Source organism: Exiguobacterium sp. HSB13 (assembly GCF_056764755.1).
Genome location: NZ_JBUZOM010000003.1, coordinates 246,617 through 260,869, shown reverse-complemented (window position 1 = coordinate 260,869; position 14,253 = coordinate 246,617). Strand labels below are relative to the sequence as shown.

The following is a 14,253-nucleotide window of genomic DNA, read 5'->3' as shown; positions in this document are numbered from 1 at the left end:
CGCCGCCAGCGTTCGTCCTGAGCCAGGATCAAACTCTCCATAAAGTGTTTGACTTGCTCGTTTTTGTGACCGAAGTCACGATTGACGAAGCTTGCGCTTCATTCATGTTTGTATTCCGTAGAATACGATTTTTGCCTCATCGTTCAGTTTTCAAAGTTCGTCCGCGCCTGTTTTGGCGACTCAATTAGAATACCAAGTCTGAAACAAGAAGTCAACAACTTTTTTGAAATTGTTTTTCTCGTTTGTTTCAAGCGCTTGTCGTTGTTAAGGACATGTAATAATATATCATGCGTTTTATTATTGTGCAACACTTATTTTAAAATTGTTTTTAAAATCATGAACAAACCTCTTGAACCTTACGATTTCGGCTCAAGAGGCTGTATATTCCCTATTAATCCATCAACTGAATGATACTATGTTGTCGTTCTTCCATTAAATCAATAATCGTCATCCGTCCTTGTTCTTCGTAAGAAATGACAGGTCGATCAAAAACCGGATTCTTGCGAGTGATCGTTGCAATCTTTCCGTTACTCATTAGTACGCGATCACCGACTTCTATTGGTAGAAGTAATTGTCCAAGCAACAATACATACTTCGAACAATATTGCATCGGTCGTGCTTTTAAATGACGATAGGCATCAAACGGCGTATAAGCTTCCCGGTACGGACGCCAACTCGTCATTGCAGCAAAGACATCTGCGACGATGAATAATCGTGTATGATCTGCAATCTTATCTCCTTTTACCTTTAAAGGGTAACCCGTTCCATCTAAACGTTCATGATGTTGAACAATTAAACGATTCACAATATCCGAGATAATCGTCTCCTTTTGCAAGGCTTGATATGCCATTGCTGGGTGACGTTGAAAAATTTCTTGTTGCATCGCTTCATATCGTTTCGTGTGACGCCATTCCATGATCCGCGCTAATCCGTAATCTGCAAAATAGGATGCCGTCCACAGCTCATGAATCATTTTTCGTTCTTTCCCGACTGCTTCCGCCAGCATTTGGGCGACTGCCCCTCGATAGATGGCATGTCGAACGGTATAAGCTTCCGTTCCCCGCTCTAGGAAGAATGGTAAGACATCTTGTCTCGTAATCCGTTCTGGAACGGACTGTTTGACCCAGCTCAATGCTTCGTATACATTCGGCTTCATTCCTTGTTCCCATGACATGAAGACTTTATTGTAAAAGCGAATGAATTCTTCGAAGGGATGTTCCACATGGGCTTCAACCGTTTCAATCTGTACTTCTTCATCTGCACCGAAATCAGGTCGATCCTCAATGACGACTTCCTTGATTAAGAACCGTTGGATTCGTCGTAACTCATCGCTTCCTATTTTTTTCCCTGCTTCTACGATCGGATGATCCGTATGTAAGTAGATGGATTCAGTCAAACGATCCCCGATGCGTAATTGGTCACTTGCCACTCGCATATCGCTTCGTTCCTTTCTCTTCTTTCTATATATGTAGATAAAAGCAGCAGAGTAGTATCACTCTGCTGCTTCCTTGCTGACGTCTTGCTTACTCTTCCGCTTCTTCTGAAGCATCCGATTCGACTACATTCTCTTCTACTACAAGATCCGTGTCTTCTTCCGTTTCATCAGTCTCTTCTCGTTTCAGTTTCGCAACCGTTGCAACACGGTCACCTTCTTCAATTCGAATGACCTTCACCCCTTGGGTATTGCGACCGACACGTGAAATGTATTGCGAGTCTGTCCGAATGACGATACCACTCTCTGTCATGATCATGATGTCATCATCGACATCAACGATTCGCATGGCAACGATTTGACCGACGCGATCCGTCACCTTACTCGCGATCAATCCTTTACCACCACGAGACTGACTACGGAACTCGGTCATCGGTGTTCGTTTACCGAATCCTTTTTCCGTAATGACAAGAACATCTTGTGCATCACGTGCAAGTTCCATCCCGACGACGAAATCGTCTGGGCGTAATGTCATCGCTTTAACCCCACGAGCGCCACGTCCCATCGAGCGGACATTCGTGATTGGGAAACGAATCGCTTTCCCGCTTGTCGAAACAGCAAAGACTTCATCGTCCGTCGATGCGAGACGAACTGATGTCAACTCATCGTCTTCAAACAATCGAATCGCGATCAAACCGTTTTTGTTGATTCGCGCATATGCAGACAACGGTGAACGTTTGACGCGTCCTTTACGTGTCATGAAGATCAGTGATTTTTGCTCATCTTGAACGACTTCTTCTGTTTCGAGCGTTTCTTCCGTCTCTTCAATCTCTCCCTCAATCACCTCGACAGGTGCTTCAGTTGCTTGTTGCTCCTCGAGATAACGTTTGAAGTTGACTGGAATCATCGTCTCGACCTTTTCGTCGCGTTCGATTTGGATGAGGTTGATGATCGGTACACCTTTGGATGTTCGGCTCATCTCTGGTACTTCGTATCCACGAATCCGGTAGACTTTTCCGCGGTTCGTAAAGAATAAGATCGTATCATGCGTCGAACAAGACAAGAGACGCGTGACGTAATCCTCGTCGTTCGTTCCGATTCCTTGAACCCCACGTCCGCCGCGGCGTTGTGTCCGGTACGAATCCGTCGTCATCCGTTTGATGTAGCCACTGCTTGTCAACGTGATGATGATATCCTGTTCCGGAATCAAATCTTCGTCTTCGAATTCGATGTGGTCCATGCGGATTTCCGTCCGACGTTCGTCGTTGAAACGTTCTTTCAACTCCTCGAGTTCTGTCCGGATCAAATCAAGCAAGACTTCTTCACTCGCAAGGATGCGGTTCAATTCCGCGATCAATTGCATGATTTCGTCATATTCTGCTTCGATTTTCTCCCGTTCAAGACCTGTCAGGCGTTGCAACCGCATATCGAGAATCGCTTGTGATTGTTTCTCAGATAATGCAAAACGCTCCATCAACTGTTCACGTGCTGCGTCCGCTGTCCGGTTCCCGCGAATGATTTGAATGACTTCATCCAAATGATCGAGTGCAATCCGTAAACCAGCGAGCAAATGTTCACGTGCTTCTGCTTTTTCGAGATCGAACTGTGTCCGACGACGCACGATTTCTTTTTGATGCTCGAGGTAATGATAAAGCATTTCCTTGAGTGTCAATGTTTTCGGACGTCCGCCGACGATCGCAAGCATGTTGACACCGAACGTCGTTTGCATCGACGTCTGTTTATACAAGTTATTTAAGATGACGCTCGCATTGGCGTCACGACGGACTTCCATGACGATGCGCATACCGCGGCGATCTGACTCATCCCGTAAATCGGTGATGCCTTCGATCTTTTTCTCGCGGACGAGATCGGCAATCTTTTCAACGAGGCGGGCTTTGTTGACCTGATAAGGCAACTCCGTCACGATGATCCGTTCCCGGTCTTTTTTCGTCTGTTCGATTTCAGCTTTCGCACGGACGATGATCGAGCCACGTCCTGTTTCGTAAGCGCGGCGAATCCCACTCCGTCCGAGAATCTCACCAGCTGTTGGGAAATCAGGTCCCGGAATGTGCTGCATCAGTTCTTGGATCGTGATTTCGGGATCGTGAGACAGTGCCAAGACACCATCGATCACTTCACCTAACTGATGCGGCGGAATGTTCGTTGCCATCCCGACCGCGATCCCGCTCGAACCGTTGACGAGTAAGTTCGGGAAGCGTGACGGTAAAACTTCCGGTTCGCGTTCCGAACCATCGTAGTTATCTTTGAAATCAACTGTGTTTTTGTTGATATCGCGAACGATCTCCATCGCGATTTTTGACATACGAGCTTCCGTATATCGCATCGCTGCCGCCGAGTCACCATCGACAGAACCGAAGTTTCCGTGTCCATCGACAAGTTCGTAACGGTAGCTGAAGTCTTGCGCCATGCGGACCATCGTGTCATAGACAGCAGAATCCCCGTGCGGGTGATACTTACCGATGACTTCCCCGACGATACGGGCAGACTTTTTATGTGGTTTATCGGCACGAATACCGAGGTCGTTCATCGCATAGAGAATCCGGCGGTGTCCGGGTTTTAAGCCGTCCCGTACGTCCGGAAGAGCACGTGCGACGATGACGCTCATCGCGTAGTCCATGAAGGACGTACGCATCTCTTGACTGATATTAATATCCTTGATGATTCCGTGATTTTGTTCGGACATGCTTCTGGCCACCCTCTCTGTTCAGCGTTAAATATCCAGGTTCTTGACGTAATGCGCGTGTGATTGAATGAAGTCGCGTCGTGGTTCGACTTGATCTCCCATCAGGATATCGAAGACTTCATCCGCTTCGATCGCATCTTGAAGCTCGACACGTAACATTTGACGACCACTTGGATCCATCGTTGTTTCCCAAAGCTGCTCTGGATCCATCTCCCCAAGACCTTTGTAGCGCTGAATGTCGTACCGTGCGTTTTCAGGAAGCGCTGCGAGCGCCTCTGTCAATTCACGTTCGTTATGCACGTACGTGATGTTCTTCCCTTGCTTGATACCGTATAGCGGTGGCTGAGCGATATAGACATACCCATGCTCGACAAGCGGACGCATGTAACGGTAGAAGAACGTCAACAAGAGTGTCCGGATGTGGGCACCATCGACATCGGCATCGGTCATGATGATGACTTTGTGATAGCGTGCTTTTTCGATATTGAACTCTGAACCGATACTTGTTCCGAGTGCCGTGATGATCGTTCGGATCTCATTGCTTCCGAGAATCTTATCGAGACGTGCTTTCTCAACGTTCAAGATTTTACCGCGAATCGGTAAGATCGCTTGGAAATGACGATCTCGTCCGGATTTCGCAGAACCACCCGCTGAGTCACCCTCGACGATGTACAATTCGGAAATCGACGCATCGCGTGATGAACAGTCAGCCAGTTTACCTGGAAGCGAGCTCACTTCGAGAACACCTTTACGGCGTGTCAGTTCACGTGCTCGTTTCGCTGCCATCCGGGCGCGCGACGCCATCATCCCTTTTTCGACGATTGCGCGTGCGTTCGTCGGGTTTTCAAGCATGAACTGCTCAAACGCACCAGAGAAGAGTGAATCCGTGACCGTACGTGCGTCGGAGTTACCAAGTTTCGTCTTCGTCTGTCCTTCAAACTGCGGGTTCGGGTGTTTGACGGAAACGATCGCTGTCATCCCCTCACGCACGTCCTCACCGGATAACGTACCGTCTGCATCCTTCATCAAACCGAACTTCTTCGCGTAGTCATTGATGACCCGTGTCAAAGCCGTCTTGAAGCCGGTCTCGTGCGTACCACCTTCATGTGTCGGGATGTTGTTCGTGAACGAGTAGATGTTTGAAGCAAATCCATCGTTGTACTGAAGCGCGACTTCAACTTCAATGCCGTCTTTTGTTCCGTGTACATAGACCGGTTCTGCGTGAACGACTTCTTTTGAACGGTTCAAGTGTTCGACGTAGGATTTGATCCCACCTTCGTAGTGGAAGCTACGCGTCATCGGCTCATCCGCACGATCGTCCGTGATGATGATCTTCAAGCCTTTGTTCAAGAAAGCGAGTTCCCGCAAGCGTGTTGCTAGCAAATCATAGTCATACTCGAGCGTTTCTTGGAAAATCTCACCGTCTGGGAAGAAACGAATTGTCGTTCCTGTCTCTTCCGACGTTCCGATGACTTCAAGATCTTGCGCTGGTACACCGCGATGGTACGCTTGGTAATACAACTTTTCATTCCGTTTGACGAATACTTCAAGTTTTGTCGACAGGGCGTTAACGACCGAAGCCCCAACACCGTGTAGTCCACCTGATACTTTATATCCGCCGCCGCCGAACTTACCACCGGCGTGGAGGACCGTCAGGATGACCTCAACGGCAGGACGACCCATCTTCTCTTGAATGTCGACTGGAATACCGCGTCCGTTATCCTCGACTAAGATCGAGTTCCCTGGTTCGATCGTGACCTTGATCGTGTCACAGTACCCTGCGAGCGCCTCATCGATCGAGTTATCGACGATCTCCCATACGAGGTGATGGAGACCCTTTGATGCCGTCGAGCCGATATACATCCCTGGACGTTTACGTACTGCTTCTAATCCTTCAAGTACTTGAATCTGATCGGCACCGTACCCTTGTTCCAATTCCATATCTTCATGATTACTCATCGGTTTTCTCACCTACTGTTTCTTTATATGATGTCTCTTCCAAATCGACCGTCCCTTGTTTCACGTGGAACAACTTCGCTTGGTTGATCGTTTCATGCGCAATCCCGTCGACGCTTGTCGTCGTCAGGATCGTCTGGACCTTTTGTTGCATCGTATCGAGCAAATGTGTTTGACGATGATCATCAAGCTCGGATAAGACATCGTCGAGTAGAAGAAGCGGATATTCCCCTACTTCCTCGTGGATCAATTCGATCTCCGCAAGTTTTAACGAGAGAGCTGCAGTTCGTTGTTGTCCTTGTGAACCATACGTTTGAACGTTTCGTCCATTGACTTCCATCTCGAAGTCATCCCGATGTGGTCCAAACAACGTAACTCCTCTTCGGATTTCATTTTCTTTTATTTTACCAAACTTCCGCGTGTAGGACGCAGTCATTCCTTCGACATCGAGTAATTCGTCGCCGAATGTGTCCGAACGATAGATGAGCGCGAGTTCTTCCTGTCCACGACTGATTCCATCATGAATCGGTCGTGCCCACTTTTCGAGCTGGGCCATGAAATGATGGCGGCGCTGAACGATTTTAACGGCTAGCGTAATCATCTGCTCCGTCAAGATATCAAGGAAGGTCTCGTCTCCTCCCTTCATGGACAGTTGTTTCAGCAGTGCATTCCGTTGCTTCAACACTTTCAGATACTGACTCAATTCATGCAGATAGACCGGGCTGACTTGACCGATCTCCATATCGAGAAATCGTCGGCGGACTTGTGGACTGCCTTTGACGATATGCAAATCTTCCGGGGCGAATAAAACAATGTTCAGTGCCCCGACGTAATCACTTAAGCGTCGTTGCTCTAGATGATTCAGTTTTGCTTTTTTCCCGCGACCCGAGATGACGATCTCTTGGACATGAGAACCTGTTCGTTTGACGACACGTCCTTCGACACGCGCCGTCTCTTGGTCCCAACCGATCAGTTCCTTGTCATGCGTCGTCCGGTGCGACTTCGCAAGAGCAAGAACATAGATCGCTTCCAATAAGTTCGTCTTCCCTTGTGCATTTTCACCAATCAGGACATTCGTTTTTTCGGAGAATGACAGTTCGAGTGCGTCATAGTTGCGATAATGACTGAGTCGGACTGAATCCAGCCGCACGTTAGTTGCCCTCGTTCTTGATGATGAACTGACCGTAGTCTTCTACATCAATGATGTCTCCATCCCGTAATTTACGACCACGTCGCTGATCGACTTCGCCGTTGACTAGAATCGGTACCTCTGCTAAAAACGGTTTGGCTTGTCCTCCGCTTGAGATGATATCCGATAGCTTTAAGAACTGCCCTAACGTGACATATTCCGTTGTAATTCTGATTTCTTGCATGGATTGACTCCTCCTACCTACATATTATAAATGACGTACTCTTTATTGTACTAAACATTGAGCGATTTAGCAAAATCCCCGAACGTATATACGGTATACGAAAAAGACGGGTCCGATGTCGAAACAATCGAACCCGTCTTACCACGTATTTTGTGTTGATGCTTACGCCGTCCGGACTGGAAGAATCAGTTGCAGGACGTTATCTTGATCGACTGGGTGCAAGATGAATGGACGAATCGAACCCGTGAACTGGATTTCGATATCTGTCGCGTCAAGCGCCTTCAAGGCATCCATCATGTACTTCGAGTTGAACGAGATTTTCAGCTCTTCCCCTTCAAGCGAGAGGATGCTGACTTGCTCCGAGACTTTCCCGACTTCTGGTGAATGCGAAGAGATCTCGACCGCAGTCGTTCCTTCCGCTGCGAACTTGATGACGTTGTTACGGTCCTCACGTGCTAGCAGTGACGCGCGATCGATCGCTTGAAGCAATTCTTTCGCGTTCATGCGGACGGCTGTCCGGTATTCTTCTGGAATCAAACGTGATGTATCCGGATAGTTTCCGTCGAGTAGACGCGAGAAGAAGAGGACGTGCTTCATCTTGAATAAGATTTGTTGGTTCGTGATCGTGATATCCACATGACCATCCCCAAGCAACTTCGATAATTCATTTAAGCTCTTCCCTGGAACGATGACGTTCTGGAACGAGATGTCCGTATCTGTCTCGAACTGTGCACGACGAAGGGCTAAACGGTGACTATCTGTTGAGACACACGTCAAGATGCCTTTATCAGCTGAGAAGTTCACACCTGTCAGAACAGGACGTGTTTCTTGAACAGCGACAGCAAAGCTTGTTTGGCGAATCATCGAACGTAAGAGATCAGCCGGTAAACGGAAACGTTGTCCGCCATCGACTTGTGGAAGGCGTGGGAATTCATCTGGATCAAGACCGTTCAAATGGAATTCCGCTGTTCCTGACTGAATCCGTGTCATGAAGTTCGGTGAGACTTCGAGTGTGACTTCGTCTTTTGGCATCTTTTTGACGATATCGCCGAAGAAGCGGGCATTCAAGACGACACTACCAGCACGGTGAACCGTGACATAAGATGTTCCATTCTCTTCTGCATAGATTGTCCGTTCAATCGAGATTTCTGTATCGCTTCCTGTCAGCGTCATGCCATCTCCATGAGCTTCGAGTTTGATCCCTGTCAGAATCGGAATCGTCGTGCGGGATGAGACCGCTTTGGCTACATCTTGTACTGCTTGGATTAAAGCTTCGCGTTGAATGGTGATATGCATATCGTCGTTAGACTCCTCTCGAAAATAATGGGCATGCGCCCATCATAACATAATAATATATTTTTTTAATAATAGTCTTAGGGGCTGTGGATAGTGTGGATAAGTCGGTGGATAACTTGATATAAAGCCAAAAACGGTGTGGATAAGTTGTGGATAACCACCCTACTTTATCCACATGTTTATCCACAGTTTTATGAATGCTTCAACTCATGCTTGATTTGTTCAATGACTTTTCCGGTTTCCCCGTCCGATTTAATCAACATACTGATCTTTTCATGGGCATGGATGACGGTCGTATGGTCACGTCCCCCGAATTCCTCCCCAATCTTCGGTAATGAGCTCTCTGTCATCTCACGCGAAAGATACATCGCGATTTGACGTGGGAAGGCAATCGATTTCGTCCGTTTCTTCGCCTTAAGATCATCAAACGGTAAATTGAAGTGCTTACTAACCGACTCCTGGATGTCACGAATCGTGACTTTACGCGGTTCAGCGACTGGCATGATGTTATGCAAGGCTTCTGCAGCAACATTTGGATCGATTGGTCGCCCGACGAGATTCGCATAAGCGATGACGCGGGTTAACGCCCCTTCGAGCTCACGAATGTTCGTATCAATTTGACTTGCGATGTAGAGCATGACTTCGTTTGAGACATCAAGCTGCTCCGCATTCGCTTTTTTCCGTAAGATCGCAATCCGTGTTTCGAGATCCGGTGGCGTGATATCGGTGATCAGTCCCCATTCAAAACGGGAACGAAGTCGATCTTCAAGCGTTGGAATCTCTTTTGGCGGTCGGTCACTTGAGATGATGATTTGTTTTTGGTCGTTATGCAGCGCATTAAAAGTATGGAAAAACTCTTCTTGCGTCTGTTCTTTGCCCGCAAGGAACTGGATGTCATCAATTAAGAGAACATCGATATTACGGTATTTATTTCGAAACTCAACCGTTTTATTATCACGGATGGAGTTAATGAAGTCATTCGTAAAGCGTTCAGAAGAGACATAGGCAATCCGTGTCCCTAAATTTTGATCTTGAACGTACTGTCCGATGGCGTGCATCAGATGGGTTTTGCCAAGACCAACGCCACCATAGATGAAAAGAGGATTGTAGGCTTTAGCAGGCGCTTCCGCAACAGCAAGTGAAGCGGCATGTGCAAAACGGTTCCCCGATCCGATGACGAATGTATCGAACGTATACTTCTCATTTAATTGTCCGAGTTCACTCATCGTCAGTTCTTCTGTTGGTCTCCGCATGTTCGATGGACGCGATTTCGGAGTTGGTGTTGCCTCAACACGTTCCTCTTCTTGTCGATCGAGCATTTTCTTCGCTTGTCCCTCTTCAATGAACTGAATATCGAGTCGGCTTCCTGTTACTTCCTCAACTGTGTCTTCGAGTAAAGATAAGTACTGGCGCTCGAGCCATGTCACCGTAAATGCAGCTGGTGCTGAAACGAGTAGTGTCGTTCCATTTAGCGTGACGCCTTCTGTGGATTTCAACCACATATCATAACTAGCTTTCGGTGTTCGTTCCTCTTCCTCGATCACAGATAAGACATTATGCCAAAGTTCGGCAGCGTTTTTCATAAATACCCCCCTTTTTTTATCAAGATAGAAAAAATTTGTACACAGGCTTATACACAGACAAAGTTAATGAAGAAACTCGACTTATCCCCATAACGTAAAAACTGTGGATAACGTTATCCACAGGCGGTTGAATCTGTGTATAAAGTTATCCACAGGGTGTGTATAACTCGTTTTGTCCTGAACGATCAGGATCATGTTATGCACAATTAGTGTATCAAAAGAAATGAGCTCTGGCAATGGTTGGAATGATTTATCCACAAGTAAATTAAACCGTCCACAGGTAGTTACCCACAAGTTGTGGATAGTGTGGATAAATTGTGGATAAGAGGTGGATAACTTTTCGAAAGAGGAAGCGTTGAAAAAGAGTTATTCACAAAATACAAAAGAGGACGAAAAAAGGAATCGAAAATCGAGGATTGACGTCGATTTTAAAAAATACTATTGTAGACAAAGTGAAGAGTTATCCACGGAAAGTGTGGATAATGTGGATAAGTCTGTGGATAGGTGGATAAGTCTACAAACATCCCCTCCATGATCCATATGCATTCTATCGCGTAATAGAGTTTGTGCAGTCGAATCCTATTGCCTGTTTTCAAACCAAAAATCCCTTAAGCAGGACAAGAAATCTTCTGAACTTTCATTGACAATGCCACAATCAGTTTATATAATGTACAAGACTGCCTTAAAGTAGAAAATAACAATTGGTTATAAAGATCTTTTAAAGGAGGTGCAGACGAATGAAACCAACTTTCAACCCAAACAACCGTAAGCGTAAAAAAGTTCACGGATTCCGTGCGCGTATGGCTACGAAGAGTGGCCGCCGTATCTTGGCTGCTCGCCGTCTTAAGGGCCGCAAAGCCTTGACTGTCTAATGCATTGATGCATCCATCACTTCGGGCATGATCCGAGGTGATTTTTTTTTATGTTTTTTCGTGTGTTCGTGCTTTTGTCACATGCGCCCTATCGCGTCGCATGTTTATTCTATGATATGATGAGAGACGACGAATTTTCGTAGTGTCAGGATGGAGTGTGAATAAGGTGAAGAAGGAATACCGCGTCAAGAAAGACAAGGAGTTCCAAGCGGTGTTTACTAAAGGAGCCTCTGTCGCAAATCGGCAATTTGTCGTGTATGCCTTGAAAAAGGAGCAACAGACTCACTTTCGGGTTGGTTTATCCGTCAGTAAAAAAATCGGGAATGCCGTCGTCCGGAATCAGGTGAAACGGTATCTTCGGGAAGCATGCCAGCAGCATGAAGCCTCGATTGCCCCGAATTATGATTTGGTGATCATCGCGCGCAATCCGGCCGCGAAGATGACCGCGCAAGAAGTGGCTGACAGTCTCCGTCACGTGCTCAAACGTTCCGGTGTCTGGATGCGATCAAAAAAATGAATCGTAGCAATGCATCCTGTTGATTTGTACGGCGCTCCCTTTCCTTGCCTTACTATAGAAGAAGATGGCGTTCGACAAAGCGTAAACAATTTCTAGGAGGAATTATGAACAAGAGAACTAAGATTTGGTTAACTCTCGGACTCATGTCCGTGCTCGCGATCGTATTATCCGGCTGTACACCTAGTTCGTATGGTACAGGTGAACCGATCACAGCAGACACAGAAGGTTTTTGGAAACATTACTTCGTTTGGCCGATGGCGTGGTTGATTCGTGAGATTTCACAGTTCTTTAGCGGTGATTACGGTATCGGAATCATCATTACGACACTTCTCGTTCGTCTTGTCATCCTTCCATTGATGATCAAACAAACGAAGAGTATGGGTGGAATGCAAGTCATTCAACCGGAAATGATGAAGCTTCGTGAGAAATACAGCTCAAAAGACCAAGAGACACAACAGAAGTTGCAACAGGAAATGATGAAGCTTTACCAAGAGCATAACGTCAACCCGCTTGCAGGCTGTTTACCGATCTTGATCCAAATGCCGATCTTGATTGCGTTCTACAACGCGATCATCTACACACCGGCTATTTTCCAACACACATTCCTCTGGTTCGACCTTGGGAAACCAGATCCATTCTTCATCTTGCCGATCATGTCTGCGGTACTGACGTATCTGCAACAAAAGATCTCGATGGCAGGTCAAGAAGACAATCCACAAATGAAAATCATGCTCTATGTCTTCCCGATCATGATCTTCATCATGGGTGTTACACTCCCATCTGCCCTTTCGCTTTACTGGGTTGTTGGTTACATCTTCTCGATCATCGTCACGATCGTCATCATGAAGCCAATGCGTGAAAAGATTAAGTTGCAGACGGAAGCGACAATGGCTGCTAAACGTGAAAAAGAAGCAGCACAAGCAGCTCCGGCTCCTAAAAAATCGAAAAAGAAACGCTAATACGTGAAGAGCGACGCTTTGTTTTGGCAGAGTGTCGCTCTTTTTCTTTTGCGTCATTTCGTGTATAGTTGTTTCGTTATACCCATTGCAACGATTAAGGATTAAATACTCATAAAAAGACAGAAGAAAAACGAGGTGGAAGAACGGATGATGGAATTTGATACGATTGCCGCGATTTCGACGCCGATGGGAGAAGGGGCGATTGCGATCGTGCGCTTATCAGGTCCTGATGCAGTCGCTGTAGCCGACCGTGTTTATAAAGGGAGCAACCGCTTGACGGAAGTACCAACCCATACGATTCATTACGGGAAATTGGTCGACCATGAGGCGGACCGTGTCGTCGATGAAGTAATGGTGAGTGTCATGCGCGCGCCAAAGACGTTTACACGTGAAGATGTCATCGAATTGAATTGTCATGGAGGAGTCGTCGCGGTCAATCGTGTCCTCGAACTCATCCTCGCACAACCGGAAGTCCGGTTGGCGGAACCTGGTGAATTTACGAAACGGGCGTTCTTGAACGGACGCATCGATTTGTCACAGGCGGAAGCCGTCATGGATCTGATCCGGGCGAAGACGGACCGAGCGATGCATGTCGCCGTCAGTCAGATTGAAGGACGCCTCTCAAAACTCGTCCAAGACTTACGTCAACAATTGTTACAAACGATTGCTGCGATCGAAGTCAACATCGATTACCCGGAATACGATGCAGAAGAGATGACGCAACAGATCGTCGAACGTGATGCTGGTGCTGTCCGCGCGATTTTGGCAGAGTTATTAACAACGGCACGCCAAGGGAAAATCCTTCGTGAAGGGTTATCCACAGCGATCATCGGTCGCCCGAACGTCGGAAAGTCGTCTTTGCTCAACACATTGGTGCAAGAAGCAAAGGCCATCGTCACGGATATTGCGGGAACAACGCGCGATACGATCGAGGAGTACGTCAACGTTCGTGGTGTACCGCTAAAGTTGATTGATACGGCAGGGATTCGCGAGACGGAAGACATCGTCGAACGAATGGGTGTCGAAAAGTCACGTCAGGCTTTAAAGACAGCCGATTTGATCTTACTCGTCCTGAACGGGAACGATGTTCTGACGGATGAGGATGTCTTGCTGTTTGAGGCGATTAAAGGGATGAACGCGATCATCATCGTCAACAAGAGTGACTTGGCGCAACAGATTGACTTAGCACGTGTCACGGAACTTGCCGATGGTCGACCGATCGTCACAACGTCCTTGCTCGAAGAAGCAGGCGTCAACGACCTTGAAGCAGCGATTGCGAGTCTGTTCTTTGAACAGGGTGTCGAGAGCCAGGATATGACGTACGTCTCGAATGCACGACACATCCAACTGATCAAACGCGCGAGTCAGATGATCGAAGATGCTCTCGGTGCAGCAGAAGCGGCGATGCCGATCGACATGGTACAGATCGATTTACGACGGGCGTGGGATACGCTCGGCGAAATCAATGGTGATACAGCACAGGATAGTTTATTGGATCAGTTGTTTTCGCAGTTCTGTCTCGGGAAATAATTCGAGACGACTGCGTGTGGAATAAGAAGGA

Annotated in this window: 11 protein-coding genes; 4 read left to right on the top strand and 7 right to left on the bottom strand. The window is 47.1% G+C overall.

Annotated elements, in window-relative coordinates; translation table 11 throughout:
- Positions 1-391: 391 nt before the first annotated feature.
- From ACZGCQ_RS14855 to dnaA, 7 genes are all read right to left on the bottom strand, one after another.
- Positions 392-1,435: an HD-GYP domain-containing protein gene (locus ACZGCQ_RS14855; protein ID WP_481266722.1), complete on the bottom strand. Its 1,044-nt coding sequence runs from the start codon at positions 1,433-1,435 to the stop codon at positions 392-394.
- A gap of 88 nt (positions 1,436-1,523) precedes the next feature.
- Positions 1,524-4,136 carry a DNA gyrase subunit A gene (gene gyrA / locus ACZGCQ_RS14850; RefSeq protein WP_029343028.1) on the bottom strand — a complete coding sequence of 871 codons (2,613 nt, stop codon included), beginning with the start codon at positions 4,134-4,136 and terminating at the stop codon, positions 1,524-1,526.
- Positions 4,137-4,163: 27 nt separating this feature from the next.
- Positions 4,164-6,077: a DNA topoisomerase (ATP-hydrolyzing) subunit B gene (gene gyrB, locus ACZGCQ_RS14845; protein ID WP_200864062.1), complete on the bottom strand. Its 1,914-nt coding sequence runs from the start codon at positions 6,075-6,077 to the stop codon at positions 4,164-4,166.
- A 10-nt stretch (positions 6,078-6,087) separates the two neighbouring features.
- Positions 6,088-7,242, bottom strand: coding sequence for a DNA replication/repair protein RecF (gene recF, locus ACZGCQ_RS14840; protein WP_023469866.1), 1,155 nt, complete (start codon positions 7,240-7,242; stop codon positions 6,088-6,090).
- 1 nt (position 7,243) lies between these two features.
- Positions 7,244-7,465: a S4 domain-containing protein YaaA gene (gene yaaA / locus ACZGCQ_RS14835; RefSeq protein ID WP_023469865.1), complete on the bottom strand. Its 222-nt coding sequence runs from the start codon at positions 7,463-7,465 to the stop codon at positions 7,244-7,246.
- A 162-nt stretch (positions 7,466-7,627) separates the two neighbouring features.
- The gene (gene dnaN / locus ACZGCQ_RS14830) at positions 7,628-8,761 is read right to left on the bottom strand and encodes a DNA polymerase III subunit beta (RefSeq protein WP_023469864.1); all 1,134 of its coding nucleotides are present in this window, start codon (positions 8,759-8,761) and stop codon (positions 7,628-7,630) included.
- A 191-nt stretch (positions 8,762-8,952) separates the two neighbouring features.
- The gene (gene dnaA / locus ACZGCQ_RS14825; RefSeq protein WP_023469863.1) at positions 8,953-10,344 is read right to left on the bottom strand and encodes a chromosomal replication initiator protein DnaA; all 1,392 of its coding nucleotides are present in this window, start codon (positions 10,342-10,344) and stop codon (positions 8,953-8,955) included.
- Between the two features lie 737 nt (positions 10,345-11,081).
- Between dnaA and rpmH the strand changes: the two genes are divergently transcribed.
- The 4 genes from rpmH (at position 11,082) to mnmE (ending at position 14,222) form a co-directional block, all read left to right on the top strand.
- Complete coding sequence (gene rpmH, locus ACZGCQ_RS14820) at positions 11,082-11,216, top strand: 50S ribosomal protein L34 (RefSeq protein ID WP_012371910.1); 135 nt, start codon at positions 11,082-11,084, stop codon at positions 11,214-11,216.
- Between the two features lie 166 nt (positions 11,217-11,382).
- Complete coding sequence (gene rnpA / locus ACZGCQ_RS14815; RefSeq protein ID WP_023469862.1) at positions 11,383-11,733, top strand: ribonuclease P protein component; 351 nt, start codon at positions 11,383-11,385, stop codon at positions 11,731-11,733.
- 104 nt (positions 11,734-11,837) lie between these two features.
- Positions 11,838-12,692 carry a membrane protein insertase YidC gene (gene yidC, locus ACZGCQ_RS14810; RefSeq protein WP_023469861.1) on the top strand — a complete coding sequence of 285 codons (855 nt, stop codon included), beginning with the start codon at positions 11,838-11,840 and terminating at the stop codon, positions 12,690-12,692.
- A gap of 147 nt (positions 12,693-12,839) precedes the next feature.
- Positions 12,840-14,222, top strand: a complete 1,383-nt coding sequence (gene mnmE / locus ACZGCQ_RS14805) for a tRNA uridine-5-carboxymethylaminomethyl(34) synthesis GTPase MnmE (protein WP_023469860.1) — start codon at positions 12,840-12,842, stop codon at positions 14,220-14,222.
- Positions 14,223-14,253: the final 31 nt, after the last annotated feature.

Bases quoted from the DNA above. Each gene is read 5' to 3' on its own strand.
- rpmH (WP_012371910.1), top strand. From the start codon at position 11,082: ATGAAACCAACTTTCAACCCAAACAACCGTAAGCGTAAAAAAGTTCAC.
- dnaA (WP_023469863.1), bottom strand. From the start codon at position 10,344: ATGAAAAACGCTGCCGAACTTTGGCATAATGTCTTATCTGTGATCGAG.
- ACZGCQ_RS14855 (WP_481266722.1), bottom strand. From the start codon at position 1,435: ATGCGAGTGGCAAGTGACCAATTACGCATCGGGGATCGTTTGACTGAA.
- yidC (WP_023469861.1), top strand. From the start codon at position 11,838: ATGAACAAGAGAACTAAGATTTGGTTAACTCTCGGACTCATGTCCGTG.
- mnmE (WP_023469860.1), top strand. From the start codon at position 12,840: ATGATGGAATTTGATACGATTGCCGCGATTTCGACGCCGATGGGAGAA.
- gyrB (WP_200864062.1), bottom strand. From the start codon at position 6,077: ATGGAATTGGAACAAGGGTACGGTGCCGATCAGATTCAAGTACTTGAA.
- dnaN (WP_023469864.1), bottom strand. From the start codon at position 8,761: ATGCATATCACCATTCAACGCGAAGCTTTAATCCAAGCAGTACAAGAT.
- yaaA (WP_023469865.1), bottom strand. From the start codon at position 7,465: ATGCAAGAAATCAGAATTACAACGGAATATGTCACGTTAGGGCAGTTC.
- gyrA (WP_029343028.1), bottom strand. From the start codon at position 4,136: ATGTCCGAACAAAATCACGGAATCATCAAGGATATTAATATCAGTCAA.